Here is a 17,153-nt window from a genome sequence, read left to right as displayed (position 1 = left end):
GAGGCCGGACGGCTCTGGTATTGTTGCAGTCCCCAAGGCGGAAATCACCCAAATGATTGCATCACGCTCACTTCGCTGCCTCGCGCTCTGCCTGCTGCTGGCCGCTTGCGGCCTGCCCGCCGCGGCCGTCGAGTACCGCATCGAGACGGTCGCGGAGGGCCTGGAGCACCCCTGGTCGATCGCCTTCCTGCCCGACGGCCGCATGCTGGTGACCGAGCGCGCCGGCCGCCTGCGCCTCATCGAGGACGGCCGCCTGCTGGAGGACCCGGTGGGGGGCGTGCCCGCGGCTTTCGTGCGCAGCCAGGCCGGCCTGTTCGAGGTGCTGCTCGATCCGCGCTACGAGGAGAACGGCTGGATCTACCTGTCCCTGGCGCATGGCGACGCGCGCGCCAGCGGCACGCGGGTGGTGCGCGGCCGCCTGCAGGGGCGGGAACTCATCGATGTCGAGGTGATCTTCGACATCCAGCCGCCCCGCGACCGGCCGGTGCACTACGGCGCGCGCATGGCCTTCCTCGGCGACGGCACGCTGGCGATCGGTCTCGGCGACGCTTTCGATTATCGCGAAGAGGCGCAGCGCCTCGACAGTCACACCGGCACGATCGTGCGCATCCGTCCCGACGGCAGCGTGCCCGAGGACAACCCCTTCGTCGGCCAGGAAGGGGCCCGGCCCGAGATCTACAGCTTCGGACATCGCAACGTGCAGGGGCTGGTGTTCGACGCCGCGACCGGCCGGCTGTGGGCGCATGAGCACGGCCCGCGTGGCGGCGACGAGCTCAACCTGGTGCAGGCGGGCCGCAACTACGGCTGGCCGGTGGCGACCTTCGGCGTGGATTACTCGGGGGCGCGCATTTCGCCCTGGACCACGCGCCCAGGCATGGAGGACCCGGTGCTGCACTGGACGCCGTCGATCGCGCCGGCGGGCATGACGCTGTATCGGGGCGCGCAGTTTCCGCAATGGGACGGCAGCCTGTTCGTCTCGGCGCTGGTCGCGCAAGAAGTCCGTCGCCTGGTGCTGGAGGGCGATCGCGTCGTGTCGCAGGAAGCGCTGTTCGGCGAGGTCGGCGCGCGGTTGCGCGACGTCAAGGTGGCGCCTGACGGCGCGCTGTTCCTCTTGACCGATTCCCCGCGCGGGCAGGTGCTAAGAGTCTCTGCGCTCCGCTGACGGCGCCGACGCCTCTGCCGTCGCGTCCGGCGTTTCGGAGGTCTCGGCCGTCTCCGGCGTCGCCGAGGCGCGCAGCCGGCGCTGCTCCGGCTGTTCTAGAGGCCGCGGCGTGGACTCGCCCCCGATGGCACCGAGCTGGCGCGCGCTCAATGCCAGGTGCTCGTAGAGGCTGCGGTAATCCGCGGTGACCTTGTCGAACAGCTCGGCGGTGCGCTCGAAGTGCGCGCTGACTTCCTCGCGGTACTGGCCCAGCTCGTTGCGCGCCTGGTCCTTTTCCCGCTCCAGCTCCGCCATCTTTGCCGTGCGGACGGGCCATGCGCGCCCGATGCCTACGCCGAGGGCGATGCCGACGGCGACCAGTGCGAGCCATCCGATGGTGCCCACTTGATTCCCTCCAGGTTCGACCAGTTGCAAGCGCAAGTATAACGCGAGCCCAGTCCGGCCCTCAGCCGATGTAAGTGATCGCGGCGCCGTTGATCAGCACGTGCAGCGTGTTGTCCACGATGATCATCAGCCAGGTCGCCATCCATTTCGGGGTATCGGGCGGATATCCGGTTTCGCGACACTCCGCCCAGGGTCGGCTGCCGGGCCAGGGCCGGTTCTTCAGCCAGACCACGTAGCGCGCCAGCCGCCAGCGATCGAGCACGTAGTGCGAGCCGGCGATGACCGCCAGCGTGAGCGGGTTCTGGGTCAGGAACAGAAAGGGCAGCGTGTAGACCACGACATGGACCAGGGCGGCGAAGTGGCTGCGCCCCTTCTCGCGCACCATCCACTCGCTCTGGAGAACGTAGTCGCCGACGGCATGGGCGACAAGCTGGTCGGCGGTGATCATGTCAGTCGTGCTCCAGTTTCCTGTCAAGCCAGGCGCCTGCGCTCGAGAGGCCGCCTCATGCGGGCGATGATACTGCAGCACCGGAGCGCGCGTCGCAGGCGCTTATCGCCGCGACGTCGCGTCGTGGTCATCGGGCTAGAATGGCCGGGCCAACGTGGTGCAGCATGGCTCGGGCACGAGGACGGCACCCGCGGCGCCGCGCGAAATGCTGCGAGAGGAAACGATCATCGAAGCGCAAAAAGCCCTACGCAACAGGATCCAGGCGCTGCAGCATGACCTTGCAGGCCTGCTGGTGTTGTGGCGGGAGCGCGCGGACCCGGCGCTGGGCTGGACCGGCATGTGGGACGCTTACGCCCTGCTCGCGCGGGCCTTCGTCGACTTGGGCGCCCCGCTTCTCGCCCTCGAGGTCGCCGCAGAAGGACTCGAGGCGGCGCCGGCGGATGTCGTCCTGCGCCAGGTGCAGGGCCTGGCCCTGGCGCGCAGCGGCAGCACGGAGGCGGCCAACCGCGTGCTGGAAGGGCTGCGAGAGCAGGGCCACCTCGAGGACGAGACGCTCGGCATCCTCGCGCGCACCCACAAGGACCTCGGCCTTGCGGCGCACGGCGGACCGCGCCGCAAGCACCTCGAGGCCGCGCTGCGCCTGTACGGCCAGGCCTATGAGCACGGCCACGGCCACTGGGCCGGCATCAACGTGGCGACGCTCGCGACAGTGCAGGGGGATGCAGCGCGTGCCGCGGCGGTGGCGCTGGAGGTCACGCGCGAGTGCCTGGACGCACTGGAGCGACTGGAGGACGCGCACCCGGAGCGCTACTGGGTGCTGGCTACCCTGGGGGAAGCCGCCCTGGCCCGCCACGACCTGGTGGCGGCCGAGCGCTGGTACCGGGAGGCGGCGACTTGCGGCCGGCACCGATTCGGTGACCTGAGCTCGACGCGCCGCCATGCGCGCCTGCTGCTCGCACACCTGGGGGGCGACCCGCAGCTGGTAGAGCAGTGGCTGCCCTTGCCGCGAGTGGTCCTGTTCTCCGGTCACATGCTCGATCGGCCCGACCGGCCCGACCGGCCGGAGCGGCATTTCCCGCCGCGGCTGGAGCGCGCAGTGTATGCCGCGATCCGCGGCTGGCTTGAAGCCCACAACGGCCTGGTCGGGGTGTCGTCGGCGGCGTGCGGCACAGACCTGCTGTTTCTCGAGGCGCTGGAGTCGCTCGGCGGGGAGGCCCACGTCGTGCTGCCGTACCATGCCGAGCGCTTCGTCGAGGACAGCCTCGATCTGCCCGGCGTCGAAGGCTGGCGCCCGCGCTTCGAGCGACAGCTGGGCCACGCGCGGGTGGTCTACGCTTCCAGCAGCCGCCCGCTGCACGGTGGCGTCGCCTACGATTACGCCAACCAGCTGGTGCACGGCCTGGGCCTGTTGCGCGCGCGCGAGCTGGAGACGGAGGTGATGGCGCTGGTCGCCTGGGACGGGCGCGGCGGCGACGGCCCGGGTGGCACGGCCGGCGCGGTGCGCCAGTGGCAGCGCCATGGGCTGGCGGTGGACTGTGTGCAGCTTGATGCTGCCGGCACGGGCGTGCAAGGCGTGCTGGAGGCGCGTCGCATCCCGGCGCTGGCGGCACCCCCGGCCGAGGCGCCGGACCGGCCGAAGACCGACCGGGTGATGTCGCTGCTGTTTGCGGATGCAGTGGGGTTCAGCCGGCTCGACGACGCCGAGGTGCCGCTGTTCGTCGAGTCGTGTCTCGGTATGGTCGCCAGGCTCGTCGCCGCGGATGCCGGCTCGATCCCCGTGCGCGAGACCTGGGGCGACGGCCTGTTCCTCGCCTTCGACAGCGTGCAGGTGGCGGGCCTGTTTGCATTGCGACTGCTCGACGCCGTGCAGGAAACCTACTGGCAGGCCCTCGGCTTCTCCCGCCCGCTGGCGATGCGCCTGGCGTTGCACGCCGGGCCGGTGCACCTGACCACCGACCCGATCACGGGCCTGCCGAAATGCTGCGGCACGCACGTCAGCCGTGCGGCGCGGCTGGAGCCGAAGACGCCGCCCGGCCAGGTCTATGCCAGCGAGGCGTTCGCCGCGCTGGCGGCGGTCGAGGGCGCCGAAGGTTTTCGTTGCGAATACGTCAAGCAGCTGGAGTGGGCGAAGCGCTACGGCACCTTCCCCGCTTACGTGCTGCGCCGGGACGCCGCCCGCGGCGGCGGCTGAACTGCGGCGGGCAGGGCCCGCGGCCTACTGCAGCCGGTCCAGCAGCGAGCCTTCGGCGATGGGCCGCCCCAGCGCCAGGTGCAGCTCGACACTGTCGTTGTCCGCCACGCCGAGCGTGAGCATCAACGGGCCCACCGGCGTGCGCGCACCGAGCGTGAAGGACGCGCCCAGGATCGTCTCGTCCGGGCCACCGTCGGTGGGATCGAGGAGGCGCAGGGCTTGCAGGCCGAATCCGCCGTAAAAGACCTGGCCGAACAGCGCCTGGATGTCGGCCAGGCGCAGCATCCAGGTGGCCGAGCCGGACCAGTAACCCTCGCTGCGCAGTTCGCCACGCTGCACGGCGGGGAAGCTGCGGGCGCCGCCGATGCGGAAGTCGCGATAGCGTGGCAGGTCTCCGCTCAGCGTGTGGCCGGCCCCGGCCACGAGCAGCAGTACCTGCTTGCGCCATGGCAGGGCACGGCCGACAACGGCCTCGAGCTGGGTGTATGACTCCTCGCCGCCCAGCCAGCGGTTGGAGTTGCGGTACTCGAACTGGCCGTAGCTGCCGCGGGTCGGCAGGTAAGCGGAGTCGCGCGTGTCGTACAGGCCGCCGACAACCAGGCTGTTGTCACGTGAGCGCTCTTCATCCAGCAGTGACACGGCGCCCGTGTCGAGATTGAAGTCGGCGATGCCCATGCGCACGCCCGAGAACAGGCGTAAATGGTTGCCGACATTGACGCCGACGTCCACGCCTGCACCTGTTTCCAGCAGCCGGTAGCTGGCGATGCGGTCGCCGTCGAGAAAAAAATCCTCCAGGGAGCGGCGCACGCCGAGCGACGGTTCCACGTAGTACTTCTGCGCCACGTCCAGCGGCTGGTAAAAGGCGGTGCCCAGGGCAGAGATCTGGCCGAGTTGCAGCGCATTGCTCCACTGGCCGCCGCGCGCATTGACCCACTCGCGACGATGATCCGCGCGCAATGCAAACAGGACGTCTCCGCCCGCTGAGCCGGCGAGCCCGAGGTCGAAGCGGATAAAGTCTGTCTCGCCGCGCTTCTCCTGGGCATCGATCACCAGGCGGTATCCATCGTCGTGATACGGCACGAGGCGATAGTCCACGCGCTCGAAATCACCGCTGGCGAACACGCGGCTCATGTCGGCTTCGAGCTCGGCCCGCGTCACCTCGTCCCCGATCCGGGTTTCCAGGCGGGTGGCCAGGTACTCCGCGGAGGCATGGCGCAAGGGGCGGAACTCGATGGTCGCAATGTGTACTGGCGGGCTCGCGCGGCGCGTCACCGCTGCGCGCCAGCGCTGGTAATCGTCTTCGGGGACTGCGTAACGCTGCAGGTCCGCGGCGACCGCGCGCGCCGCGGCTTCTCCCAGCGGGATGGTTTCCATCACCCGGGCGAAATCTCCGGCGCGAATGTCGCCCACCGGGACGACGATGGCGATGTCGTCGCTTTCCAGCGTGGCCAGCTGGGCTTTTTCGTTGGCTTCGATCACGACGTCGATGGAGCGCCCGGCGGCGGTGAACAACGAGCTGAGTTCGTCCGCGCCGGGTGGCGGGATGGCCAGAGCCACGGCGATGACCACGTCCGCGCACAGCTCGCGCGCCACGTCCACCGGCAGGTTGCGCACCATGCCGCCGTCGGTGAGCACCTGGTCTCCCCGCACCACGGGTGAGAACAGGCCGGGGACCGCCATGCTGGCGCGCATGGCCTCGCCGAGGTCGCCCGCCCCGAGCACGACCATGCTGCTCGACCTCAGGTCCGTTGCCACGGCACGGAACGGCAGCGGCAGGTGGTCAAAGTCGGTGATATTGCGGGCCCCACTGATGAGCAGCCGCAGCTCCGCCTCGACTTGTTGGGCCGGGATGAAGCCGGCGTCGCCGTGCAGCTCGCCGCCCCAGGCGCTGAACTCGATGCTGTTGCTGTAAGTGACGCCGGAAAGCTTGCGCTGCATCGGCTCCAGGTTGCGCCAGACAGAGGTCCCGATGGTGGCCGCCCAGTCGATCGCGCCCAGCCGTCGCTCCAGCTCGTCCGCCGGCATGCCGCTGGCGAACGTGGCACCGACCAGTGCGCCCATGCTGGTGCCGGCAACACAGTCCACCGGGACCCGCAGCTCGTCCAGCACCTTCAAGATGCCGACGTGTGCGCCGCCGCGCGCGCCACCGCCGCCGAGCACGAGCCCGATGCGCGGGCGCTCAGCGGCCTGGCCTGGTGCGGCAGCCTGGCCCGGCTCCGCAGCATGCAGGGGAGCAGCCAGCAGCAACAGCGCGCCAACCAGGACCAGCGGCGGTGCAGGGGCACCCCGGGTCGGTCCCGGATGATGCTTGCGAGGGCGTCGTGCGTCCAGGAGTTCAGTCTCCCCCGGCTTCCCAGGCTGCGCGTGCATCGACCGGGTAGGCCGGCGGCGCGCCGCCGTCGCCCTGGAGGTAGTGGTCCATCCAGCGCACCAGGCGCAGCGTGTAATCCCAGCGGCTGGCCGCGCGCTGGTTTCCGTGCCCCTCGCCGGGATACAGCACCAGGCGCACCGGCGCCTGGCCCAGCAGCTTGAGGTAGCGATACAGGATCATGCTCTGGCTGCGGTCCACGCGCGGGTCCGCCTCGCCGTGCAGGATCAGCGTCGGCGTGCGGCTGTTGGCGGCATGGAAAATCGGGCTCGCTTCCCGGTACAGCGCCCAGTTTTCCCACGGCCAGGTCTGGTAGTGCACGTGGTAAAGCTCGGTGGGGATGTCGCTGGTGCCGAGCATGCTGATCTTGTCGCTGATGCCGACGAACATCACCGCAGCGGCAAAGCGCTCGCTGTAGCGCGTGGCACCCCAGGCCGAGGCATAGCCGCCGTAGGAGCCGCCCGTGATGCCGACACGGTCGGCGTCGACCAGGCCGATGGCGACCAGGTGGTCCACGCCGTCGACCAGGTCGTCGAACTCCGCCGCGGCCGGGCGGCCGTGGTTGAGCTTGGAGAAGGCCACGCCGCGGCCGGTGCTGGCGCGGTAGTTGGGATAGAACACGGCATAGCCGCGGGCGGCGGCCGCCTGTCCGGGCTGGGCATAAGAGCTCAGCCAGCCGTTGCTGTAATGCGCTTCCGGCCCGCCGTGCACCGCCAGGATGAGGGGCACGCGCGCGCCTTCCGCGCGCTCCAGCGGGTGAATGAGCAGGCCTTCCAGCTCGAGCCCGTCACGGGCCCGGTAGCGCACCACTTCCTGGCGCGCCAGCGGCACGTCTTCCAGCCAGGGATTGGACACCGTGAGGCGCTGCGGCGCACGGCGTCCGGCCATGTGGAAGACCTCGCGGGGGTGCGCCGGGGCATGTGCGCCGAGGGCCACGGTCCTGCCGTCGGCCGAGACGCTCAGGGCGTCCCAGATCGGGCCGTCTGCGGCCAGGGTGCGGTCGCCGCGGCCGTCGATGCCGATTTCGCCCAGGCGCGCCTCGACGCCTTCATAGCTGATGTAGAGCAGCCGGTCCGCGCCACGCCAGCCGAGATGCCAGACGTGTCCCTCGAGCCCGGGCAGGAGGTCGCGCGGCGTCCCGCCGTCGCGGCCGACCACGGCCAGCCGTCCCTCGCGCGGATCGTTGAGATCGGCCGCCATGACCAGGCCGAGATGGCGGCCGTCCGGCGCCCAGGCCATGCGCCCCACCTTGCCGGGCGTATCGACCGCGCCGAGTACTGCACCGGTGTCCGCGGCGACGAAGAACACCCGCGTGCGCATCAGCACATCGTCGATCAGCTCACGCGGGCTCAGCTTCACGGCCAGGCGGTCCCCCGCGGGGCTCCAGCGCACTTCCTGCGCCGAGCCCTCGAGTTCGAGCACGCGGGTCTCGCCGGCGCCGTCCAGTGGCGCGATGTAGAGCAGGTAAGGCCGCACGTCCTCCTCGTACACGCGCTGGCTGAAGCCGTGCTTGCGCGCCTCCTCGAGCGCTTCGGTCTCCTCTGCGCGGGCGATGAAAGCGACCCGCGTGCCGTCCGGGGAGAGGCTGTAACCCTTGATGTCCGTGGCATGCGCCAGCAGCTGCCGCGCTTCGCCGCCGGCGGTGTCGATGCCGTACAGGCGGCGCGTCTCGTCTTCGCCGCGCTTGGCCAGGAAGGTGACGGTGGCGCCGTCCGGGGTCCAGGCCAGCGCGGACACGTTCACCTGGCCGACCACGTAACCGCGGCCCGGTCCCCGCGCGTCGATGATGTGCAGCTCGCTCCAGGCGGGACCGTCTTCCTCGACGAAGAGCTGGCGCGGCACGCCGACCGTGTAGGCCGTCAGGGCGCCATCAGGGCTCATAGCCACTTCGCCCACCTGGCGCAGTTCGTGCAGCTGGCGCAGCTCGAGGCCGGCGGCGGCTGCCGGGGCGGGCTGCAGCAGGAAGCCGGCGCACAGGCTCGCCAGCAGGAGAAGGCGCGTCTTGGCGGGAAACATCGGTGTCAGCACCCTGAGTCTTCGTCCTAGGGAAGTGTGTCGTCGAGGACCTGCAGCGTTTCCGGCTCGCCTTCGACCTCCGGTGCGAACAGCGCCAGCGTGAGGACGTCGCCGCCGACCAGTTCGAGTTCCACCGGGCCGAGCAGGACCGGGTCGGTGGCATCGGTCGGGTCGGAAACGGGACGCGTGGTCATGCTCAGGAAATAGGTCCCGGGGTTGATCGCCAGGTGGCCGATGAACGAGCCCGGCGGCCGGTTGAACAGGAACCGGTTTGCCGAAGACAGGGCCTCGTCCGCGCTGCTGGCGAGGTAAACGGAGACCAGGTCGCCCTCCGGCGCCAGGTGCACGAAACGGACCCGGGCCTCGGAGGCGACGCTGCGGGCGAGCGTCGACGTAAACAGGATCGTCTCTGCCGTTTGCCCGGCGATCAGGACGGCGAGAAACTCCTGTCCGCGGGCCGTCGCTACCTCGAGCGAGGCCAGCGGCTCTTCCGGTGCCTCCGGCGCGCGGAAGGCCAGGGTGTACTGGCCGGCCGGCACCGCGAGCTGTGCCGAGCGCTGCGCGAACTCCAGCCCCTGCAGCAGCGTCTCGGGCGGCTCCGTCAGTGCTTCCAGGTCGACCGCGCCGAGTGCGGGGATGGCATGGATCGCCCGCGCCGTGGCCGGCGTGCCGACATCCAGCAGCGACACCGAGCCGCGCCCGGAATCCCCGAGCAGGAATACCGGGGAGGGTCCGGCGACTACGCTTTCGGTCACCGCGAACAGCCACTCGACACCCGGCCCGCTGTCCAGCGTGCTCTGGTCGAACTGGCGCTCGCCCGAATCGTAGATCACGTCCAGCGTGCCGGCGACGGTGAGCCGGATCCGGGTGGCGCCGAACGGCACCTCGATGGAGGGCGAGTAGCCCAGCGGGTCTACCGAAGCCAGCGGCGCGGTCGCGCTCAGTTCGACCTCCGGCCGGGTCACGTAGACATCGACTGCGTCGACCGCGGTCGACGCATGCACGAACTGGAAATACAGGCTGCTGAGGGGCCGCGGGCGGCGCGGGGTCACCACGACCACCGGCTGCACGTCGTCAAAACGTCCGCCGAGGACGACGGTCGAGGTCGAGTCCTGGGCAATCGGCACGTCGAGCGAGGCCAGCTCACCGCCTACGGCGCCGTTGGCGGCGAAAAACTCCGCCGTGAAGCGCGCCGAATCGCCGTTCTCCTTGAGCAGCGACTGGATGCGCTCCAACGTCGTGGTGCCGAAGGAAATGTTTTCGCGAAAGACGAAGTCGTCGAAGGTGACGCGCATGTTGGGCGCGTCCGGCACGGCGTGGAAGGCCCGCAGCCAGGTGTAGTCCGGCCCGTCCCCCCCGCCGCAGGCGGGCAGGGTGGCGAGCAGTGTGGCGGCGACGAGCCCGGCGAGGATTTTGCGCATACTTACTCCGGCAATCCGTTGGTCGCGCAGCCCCGGGGGTGCGCCAGGCCGGTATTGTAACCGCTGCGGCCCGCACGTCGGTCCGCGACGGCCGCCTTCGCGTATACTTGGCGGCGGACAATAACTCCTCACGGCGGATGCCCCGCTGACTGCGGCTCCGCGCGCACTCCAGGCAGACCAGGGAATGCATATAAGGATTCGCCGCGGCGTTGATCTCCCCCTCAAAGGCGAGCCGCAGCAGCGCATAGAGCCGGCCCGGCCGACGGGCTCGGTGGCGGTGCTCGGACGCGACTACATCGACCTCAAGCCGACCATGCAGGTGCAGGAAGGCGACCGCGTAAAGCTCGGCCAGCCGCTGTTCACGGACAAGCGCCACCCGGCCGTGAACATCACGGCGCCGGGGGCCGGGGTCGTCACCACGGTACGCCGGGGCGCCCGGCGCGTGCTGCAGGCGGTCGTGATTCGCCTCGAGGGCACCGAGGAGGAGGTGTTCGACTCCTGGTCCGCGAATGCCCTGCCGGGGCTCGAGCGGGAGCAGGTGGTCCACAACCTCACGCGCTCCGGCCTCTGGTGCGCGCTGCGCACCCGTCCGTGGAGCAAGATTCCCGACCCCGAGACCACGCCGCACGCGGTGTTCGTGAACGCCATGGACACGAATCCCCTCGCCGCGGACCCGGCGGTGGTGATCGCCGACGCACCGCAGGATTTCGCCAACGGCCTCGCGGTGTTGTCGCGCCTGACCACGGGCAAGCTGTTCCTGTGCAAGGCGGCGGGCGCCGCAGTCCCGGCCCCGCAGGACCTCGCCAATCTCGAGGTGGCCGAGTTCTCCGGGCCGCACCCCGCCGGCCTGGTCGGCACCCACATTCATTTCCTCTACCCCGTCAACGCCGAGCGCGTGGTCTGGCACCTGGGCTACCAGGACGTCATCGCCATCGGGCGGCTCTTCACCACCGGGCGCCTCGACCCGACGCGCGTGGTGGCGCTGGGCGGGCCGCCGGTGAAGCAGCCCCGCCTGTTGCGCACCCGCCTCGGCGCCCATATCGAGCCGCTGATCACCGGGGAGCTGGAGGACACGATCGAGTGCCGGGTGCTCTCCGGCCCGGTCTGGTCGGGTTATCGCGCCGCCGGCTGGGGCGCGTTCCTCGGTCGATACCACCAGCAGGTGACGGTGCTGGCCGAAGGGCGCCAGCGCGAGTTCATCGGCTGGCTGCGCCCGGGCGGCGAGAAGTTCTCCGTGACACGGGCCTTCTTTTCGGCGCTCAGCCCCGCCAGCCGGCGCTTCTCGCTGACCACCTCGCAGAACGGCAGCCCGCGCGCCATGGTGCCGATCGGTTCCTATGAGCGCGTGATGCCGCTGGACATCCTGCCGACGCAGTTGCTGCGGGCGCTGGTGGTCGGCGACACCGACGAGGCGCAGCGCCTCGGCGCGCTGGAGCTGGACGAGGAGGACCTGGCCCTGTGCACCTTCGTGTGCCCGGGCAAGTACGACTACGGCCCGGTGCTGCGCGAGCGCCTGGAACAGATCGAGAGGGAAGGCTGATGGCCGGGTTGCGCAAGTTCCTCGACCGCATCGAGCCCATGTTCAGTCCCGGCGGGCGCTTCGCCAAGCTCGGCGCGCTGTACGAGATGATCGACACCTTCATGTACACGCCGAAAGACGTGACGCGCAGCGCACCGCACGTGCGCGACGCCATCGACCTGAAGCGTGTCATGACCTACGTGGTCATCGCCGTGCTGCCCTGCGCCCTGTTCGGCATGTACAACATCGGCCTGCAGGCCAACCTCGCCATGGCCGAGATGGGCGTGACCGCGGCCGAAGGCTGGCGCGGCAGCGTGCTGGCGGCGCTGGGCATCGGCTACGACCCGACCAGCGTCCTCGCGTGCTTCTGGCACGGCTTCCTGTATTTCCTGCCGGTCTACATCGTCACCCTCGCCGCCGGCGGTTTCTGGGAGGTGGTGTTCGCCATCGCGCGCAACCACGAGGTCAACGAGGGCTTCCTCGTCACCTCGATGCTCTACACCCTGATCCTGCCGCCGACCATCCCGCTGTGGCAGGTGGCGCTCGGGATCAGCTTCGCCGTGGTCATCGGCAAGGAAGTGTTCGGCGGCACCGGCAAGAACTTCCTCAACCCCGCCCTGACGGGCCGGGCCTTCCTCTATTTCGCCTACCCAGCGCAGAACTCCGGCAACGACGTCTGGGTGGCGGTGGACGGCTTCAGCGGCGCGACGCCGCTGGCCCTGGCGCCGCAGGGGGGCGTGGAGGCGATCGAGGCTGCCGGCTACACCCTGCACGACGTGTTCATGGGCTTCCTGCCCGGCACCATCGGCGCCGAGTCGACCTTCGCCTGCCTGATCGGCGCGGCGTTCCTGCTTTATACGCGGGTGGCGTCGTGGCGCATCATGCTGGGCGTGCTGCTCGGCCTGCTCGGCACCGTGTGGCTGTTCAACGGCCTGGCCGGGCCGGACAGCAACCCCTACATGCACCTGCCGGTCACCTGGCACCTGGTCGCCGGCGGTTTCGCCTTCGGCCTGGTGTTCATGGCCACGGATCCCGTGAGCGCCTCGATGACCGCCACCGGCAAGCTGGTCTACGGCGCGCTGATCGGGGTCCTGACGGCGCTGATCCGGGTCATCAACCCGGCGTTCCCCGAGGGCATCATGCTGGCCATCCTGCTGGCCAACGTGTTCGCGCCGCTGATCGACTACTTCGTGGTGCAGGCCAACGTGCGACGGAGGATGCGCAAGTATGTCTGAGTCGAACGCAAAGGCGCCCACCGGCCTGTTCGGCCGCTTGCTGGCGCTGCCGAACGACAGCGTCGCCAAGATGCTGCTGGTCACCATCGTGCTGTCGCTGGTGTGCTCGGTGCTGGTGTCGTCGGCGGCGGTGCTGCTCAAGCCGATGCAGGAGCGCAACGTGGAGCTGGCGCGCAAGGCACGCATCCTCGAGGTGGCAGGCCTGATGGAGCCGGGCCGCTCGGTGGAGGCGCTGTTCGAGGGCGTCGAGACGCGGCTGGTGGAGCTGGAGACGGGTGAGTTCAGCGATGCGCTGGACCCGCAGGCCTTCGACCAGCAGGTGGCGGCCCGTGACCCGGAGCTGGGCGTGGCAATCCCGCCGTGGGAGGACATCGCCGGCATCTCGCGTCGTGCGCGTTACGCTCCCGTGTACCTGGTACGGGACGATGCCGGCGCGCTCGACATGGTGATCCTGCCGGTCCACGGCTACGGACTGTGGTCGACCATGTACGGCTTCCTCGCGCTGTCGGGCGACGGCCGGACGGTGCGCGGCCTGACGTTTTACCAGCACGCCGAGACGCCCGGACTCGGCGGCGAGATCGAGAATCCCCGCTGGCTCGCCCGGTGGGAGGGCCGCAGGGTGTTCGGCCCGGAGGGCGAGGTGCGCCTGCAGGTGGTGCACGGCACCGTCGATCCGGGTTCCGAGTGGGCGGAGTGGTCCGTGGACGGGCTTTCGGGCGCGACGCTGACGGCTGACGGCGTCAGCAACATGGTGCAGTACTGGCTGGGTGAGCAGGGCTTCGGGCCCTTCCTCACGCGGCTGCGGGAGGAGGGCATATGAGCGGCACCGGCAAAATCCTCATCGAACCGGTCATCGACCGGAACCCGATCACCCTGCAGGTGCTGGGGGTCTGCTCGGCGCTGGCGGTGACGACGCAGATGATCCCGGCGCTGATCATGGGCCTGGCGCTGACTTTCGTGCTCGCGGCGTCCAGCGCGGCGATCAGTTCCATCCGCAATCACATGCCCGGCAACATCCGCATCATCATCCAGATGACCATCATCGCCTCGCTGGTGATCCTGGTGGACCAGTTCCTCAAGGCCTTCGCCTACGACATCAGCCGCCAGCTGTCGGTGTTCGTCGGCCTGATCATCACCAACTGCATCGTGCTCGGCCGCGCCGAGGCCTACGCCTCCAGTAACCCGGTGATGCCGAGCGTGCTCGACGGCATCGGCCACGGCGTGGGCTATGCGCTGGTGCTGCTGGTGGTGGCCTTCATGCGCGAGCTGTTCGGCTCCGGCAAGCTGTTCGGCATCGAGATCCTGCCGCTGGTCAGCGAGGGCGGCTGGTACGTGCCCAACGGCCTGATGCTGCTGGCGCCCTCGGCCTTCTTCATCATCGGCCTGATGATCTGGGCCATCCGCGCCTGGAAGCCGGCGCAGGTCGAGAAGCCCGAGTACCAGATCCACGTCGTGCACCGGACGGAGGTCGTGTGATGGAAGGCTTGCTCGGCCTGTTCCTGCGCGCGGTCTTCATCGAGAACCTCGCGCTCGCCTTCTTCCTCGGCATGTGCACCTTCCTCGCGGTGTCGAAGAAGGTGGAGACCGCCATCGGCCTCGGCCTTGCCGTGGTGGTGGTGCAGGCGATCACGGTGCCGGCGAACGCCGTCATCTACCAGTTCATGTTGCGTCCCGGCGCGCTGGACTGGGCCGGCCTGCCGGACGTGGACCTGTCCTTCCTCGGCCTGATCACCTACATCGGCGTCATCGCTGCCATGGTGCAGATCCTCGAGATGACGCTGGACCGTTTCTTCCCGGCCCTGTATTCGGCGCTGGGGATTTTCCTGCCGCTGATCACCGTGAACTGCGCCATTCTCGGCGGCAGCCTGTTCATGGTGGAGCGCAACTACAACCTCGCCCAGAGCGTGACCTACGGCCTCGGCAGCGGCGTGGGCTGGGCACTCGCCATCATCGCCCTGGCGGGCATCCGCGAGAAGCTCAAGTACAGCGACGTGCCCGCAGGCCTGCAGGGCCTCGGCATCACTTTCATCACCACCGGGCTGATGGCCATGGCGTTCATGGCCTTCTCCGGGATCCAGCTGTAGGAGGACGCCATGCTGGTCATCGGTCTCGGCGTGGTCCTGTTCACTTTCATCGTGATGTCGCTGGTGTTCATCATCCTGGCGGCGCGCTCGCGCCTCGTGGCCACCGGCCAGGTGAACATCGTCATCAACGACGAGAAGACCATCCACGCGCCGGTCGGCACCAAGCTGCTGGGCGCGCTGGCGGACGCGAAGCTGTTCGTGGCCTCGGCCTGCGGCGGGGGCGGCACCTGCGGCCAGTGCAAGGTCAAGGTGCAGGAGGGTGGCGGCGTGATCCTGCCGACCGAGACCTCGCACATCAACAAGCGCGAGGCCGCCGCGGGCGAGCGCCTCTCCTGCCAGGTGATGGTGAAACAGGACATGCGCATCGAGGTGCCGCGCGAGGTCTTCGGCATCAAGCGCTGGCAGTGTCGCGTGCGCTCCAACCGCAGCGTGGCCACCTTCATCAAGGAACTGGTGCTGGAGCTGCCGGAGGGCGAGGAGCTCAATTTCCGCGCCGGCGGCTACATCCAGATCGAGGCGCCGCCGCACGAGCTGTCCTACGCGGATTTCGAGATCCCGGACAAGTTCCGCGAAGACTGGGATCGCTTCGACCTGTTCAAGCTGCGCTCCGTGGTCGAGGAGCCGGTGATGCGCGCCTATTCCATGGCCAACTACCCGGAAGAGAAGGGCATGGTGATGCTCAACGTCCGGGTCGCGACGCCGCCGCCGCGCATGCCCGACGTGCCGCCGGGCATCATGTCGTCGTACATTTTCGGCCTCAAGCCGGGCGACGTGGTCACGATCTCCGGGCCCTACGGCGAGTTCTTCGCCAAGAAGACCAACGCCGAGATGTGCTTCATCGGCGGCGGCGCCGGCATGGCGCCCATGCGGGCGCACATCTTCGACCAGCTCAAGCGCCTCGACAGCAGCCGCAAGATGACGTTCTGGTACGGCGCGCGCAGCAAGCGCGAGATGTTCTACCACGAGGAGTTCGAGGAGCTCGAGCGCAAGCACGAAAACTTCACCTGGCATATTGCGCTGTCCGACCCGCTGCCGGAAGACGAGTGGCAGGGGCATACCGGCTTCATCCACGAGGTGCTGTACGACAACTACCTCAAGGACCACCCGGCCCCGGAGGATATCGAGTACTACATCTGCGGCCCGCCGATGATGACCCAGGCAGTGCTGAAGATGCTGGCGGATCTCGGGGTCGAGAAAGAGAATATCCTCCTCGACGACTTCGGAGGCTGAGCGCATGGCCGTATTCGTGATCGCTTTCCTGCTGTTTCTCACTGCCATCGCCGGCATGGCCATCGGCGTGATGGCCGGGCGCGGGCGCATCGAGGGCAGCTGCGGCGGCCTGAACCGGGTGCCCGGCGTGGACTCCGACTGCGGCGGCGCCTGCCGTCGTCCCTGCGCGCGCCGGCGCGCGGCACAAGGACAATGAGGTGAGGGCGATGGGCTTCACGGCACGCGATTACATGTCCCGCAACCTGATCCAGTTCTCCCCCGAGATGGAGGTGCTGGAGGCTGCCGGCATCATGGTCGAGAAAGGGATCTCCGGCGGGCCGGTGATCGACCGGCTCGGCAACCTCGTCGGCGTGCTGTCCGAGACCGACTGCCTCGCGGCGGAGATGCAGGCCGGCTACCACGGCTCCCGCGGCGGGCGCGTGCGCGACTTCATGTGCACCGAGTTCGAGACCGTGGACATCGATGACAGCATCATGGATATCGCCAAGCTCTTGCACCGCGGCGGCCAGTTCTACCACCGCGGCCTGCCGGTGCTGAAGAACAGCCGCGTGGTCGGCAACATCAGCCTGCGCGACGTCCTGCAGGCGCTGCAGGAAATGGAACAGGAACGGCCCTGAGCCGGGAGCACCCGCATGAGATTCAACCAGACCGGCGAAGTCATGTCCTATATCGAAGAGTTCCACGAGGGGCTGGCCGATTCCTACGCGGAGCTGGCCGGGCGCACCGCCAAGGGCCGCTCGCGCATGATGCTGGAGTACATGAGCGAGCGGGAAAAAGAGCTGGCCGAAAGCGTGCGCAGCTTCAGCCACCGCGCGGAAGACCCGGCGCTGAAGGAGTGGGATCCCTTCACCATCAACGACAGCGGGATCCATGCGCGCATCAAGGAAGCGCTGCACGAGAAAGCGGATCCCGACGAGCTGCTCGGCCTCGGGCTGGAAGTGCTGGCCTGGCTCGAGGGCTTGTACCTGCGGCTGGAGGCCAAGAGCGGCACGCCGGAGCAGAAAGAGTTGTTCGCCAGCCTGCGGGCGCGCGCCGAGCGCGAGAAGCACAAGCTGGCGCGCAACGCGAACATGCTGATGGATTTCTAGCGGCCGC

16 protein-coding genes are annotated in these 17,153 nt (G+C 69.1%); 11 read left to right on the top strand and 5 right to left on the bottom strand.

The window, feature by feature from the left end; genetic code table 11:
* Positions 1 to 52: 52 nt before the first annotated feature.
* Positions 53 to 1,162, top strand: coding sequence for a PQQ-dependent sugar dehydrogenase (locus tag G8346_RS13490; RefSeq protein WP_166052192.1), 1,110 nt, complete (start codon positions 53 to 55; stop codon positions 1,160 to 1,162).
* On the opposite strand, the gene G8346_RS13485 is transcribed toward G8346_RS13490, so the two are convergent.
* Positions 1,139 to 1,546 carry a ZapG family protein gene (locus G8346_RS13485; RefSeq protein ID WP_166052190.1) on the bottom strand — a complete coding sequence of 136 codons (408 nt, stop codon included), beginning with the start codon at positions 1,544 to 1,546 and terminating at the stop codon, positions 1,139 to 1,141. The genes G8346_RS13490 and G8346_RS13485 overlap by 24 nt on opposite strands.
* Before the next feature lie 61 nt (positions 1,547 to 1,607).
* Positions 1,608 to 1,994, bottom strand: a complete 387-nt coding sequence (locus G8346_RS13480; protein ID WP_166052188.1) for a DUF3307 domain-containing protein — start codon at positions 1,992 to 1,994, stop codon at positions 1,608 to 1,610.
* Positions 1,995 to 2,199: 205 nt separating this feature from the next.
* On the opposite strand from G8346_RS13480, the gene G8346_RS13475 reads away from it, so the two are divergent.
* Positions 2,200 to 4,185 (top strand): TRAFs-binding domain-containing protein, encoded by a 1,986-nt coding sequence (locus tag G8346_RS13475; RefSeq protein ID WP_166052186.1) that lies wholly within the window; start codon positions 2,200 to 2,202, stop codon positions 4,183 to 4,185.
* Between the two features lie 24 nt (positions 4,186 to 4,209).
* Here G8346_RS13475 and G8346_RS13470 read toward each other — a convergent pair whose 3' ends face one another.
* From G8346_RS13470 to G8346_RS13460, 3 genes are all read right to left on the bottom strand, one after another.
* A complete protein-coding gene (locus G8346_RS13470) occupies positions 4,210 to 6,432 on the bottom strand; it encodes a patatin-like phospholipase family protein (RefSeq protein ID WP_166052184.1) in 2,223 nt (740 codons plus the stop codon).
* An 88-nt stretch (positions 6,433 to 6,520) separates the two neighbouring features.
* Positions 6,521 to 8,569, bottom strand: coding sequence for a S9 family peptidase (locus tag G8346_RS13465; RefSeq protein ID WP_166052182.1), 2,049 nt, complete (start codon positions 8,567 to 8,569; stop codon positions 6,521 to 6,523).
* Positions 8,570 to 8,595: 26 nt separating this feature from the next.
* Positions 8,596 to 9,990 (bottom strand): DUF4397 domain-containing protein, encoded by a 1,395-nt coding sequence (locus tag G8346_RS13460; RefSeq protein WP_166052180.1) that lies wholly within the window; start codon positions 9,988 to 9,990, stop codon positions 8,596 to 8,598.
* A 184-nt stretch (positions 9,991 to 10,174) separates the two neighbouring features.
* On the opposite strand from G8346_RS13460, the gene G8346_RS13455 reads away from it, so the two are divergent.
* From G8346_RS13455 to G8346_RS13415, 9 genes are read left to right on the top strand one after another with little or no spacing between them, the layout of a single operon-like run.
* Positions 10,175 to 11,530, top strand: a complete 1,356-nt coding sequence (locus tag G8346_RS13455) for a Na(+)-translocating NADH-quinone reductase subunit A (protein ID WP_166052177.1) — start codon at positions 10,175 to 10,177, stop codon at positions 11,528 to 11,530.
* Entirely contained in the window at positions 11,530 to 12,744 is a 1,215-nt protein-coding gene (locus G8346_RS13450) for an NADH:ubiquinone reductase (Na(+)-transporting) subunit B (protein ID WP_166052175.1), read from the top strand. Before G8346_RS13455 ends, G8346_RS13450 begins: the two co-directional genes overlap by 1 nt.
* Positions 12,737 to 13,564, top strand: coding sequence for a Na(+)-translocating NADH-quinone reductase subunit C (locus G8346_RS13445; protein ID WP_166052173.1), 828 nt, complete (start codon positions 12,737 to 12,739; stop codon positions 13,562 to 13,564). Before G8346_RS13450 ends, G8346_RS13445 begins: the two co-directional genes overlap by 8 nt.
* Complete coding sequence (locus G8346_RS13440) at positions 13,561 to 14,220, top strand: NADH:ubiquinone reductase (Na(+)-transporting) subunit D (protein WP_166052171.1); 660 nt, start codon at positions 13,561 to 13,563, stop codon at positions 14,218 to 14,220. Before G8346_RS13445 ends, G8346_RS13440 begins: the two co-directional genes overlap by 4 nt.
* Complete coding sequence (gene nqrE, locus G8346_RS13435) at positions 14,220 to 14,828, top strand: NADH:ubiquinone reductase (Na(+)-transporting) subunit E (protein ID WP_166052169.1); 609 nt, start codon at positions 14,220 to 14,222, stop codon at positions 14,826 to 14,828. Before G8346_RS13440 ends, nqrE begins: the two co-directional genes overlap by 1 nt.
* A 9-nt stretch (positions 14,829 to 14,837) precedes the next feature.
* Positions 14,838 to 16,058 (top strand): NADH:ubiquinone reductase (Na(+)-transporting) subunit F, encoded by a 1,221-nt coding sequence (nqrF, locus tag G8346_RS13430; protein WP_166052167.1) that lies wholly within the window; start codon positions 14,838 to 14,840, stop codon positions 16,056 to 16,058.
* A gap of 4 nt (positions 16,059 to 16,062) precedes the next feature.
* Complete coding sequence (gene nqrM / locus G8346_RS13425) at positions 16,063 to 16,254, top strand: (Na+)-NQR maturation NqrM (protein ID WP_165348411.1); 192 nt, start codon at positions 16,063 to 16,065, stop codon at positions 16,252 to 16,254.
* Between the two features lie 10 nt (positions 16,255 to 16,264).
* A complete protein-coding gene (locus tag G8346_RS13420; protein ID WP_240901533.1) occupies positions 16,265 to 16,675 on the top strand; it encodes a CBS domain-containing protein in 411 nt (136 codons plus the stop codon).
* Positions 16,676 to 16,690: 15 nt separating this feature from the next.
* Positions 16,691 to 17,146 carry a hypothetical protein gene (locus G8346_RS13415; protein ID WP_166052163.1) on the top strand — a complete coding sequence of 152 codons (456 nt, stop codon included), beginning with the start codon at positions 16,691 to 16,693 and terminating at the stop codon, positions 17,144 to 17,146.
* The last annotated feature ends 7 nt before the right edge of the window (positions 17,147 to 17,153 follow it).

This window comes from Thioalkalivibrio sp. XN279, assembly GCF_011089885.1.
Classification (GTDB): Bacteria; Pseudomonadota; Gammaproteobacteria; order Steroidobacterales; family XN24; genus XN24.
This window is presented reverse-complemented; position numbering and strand designations above follow the sequence as displayed.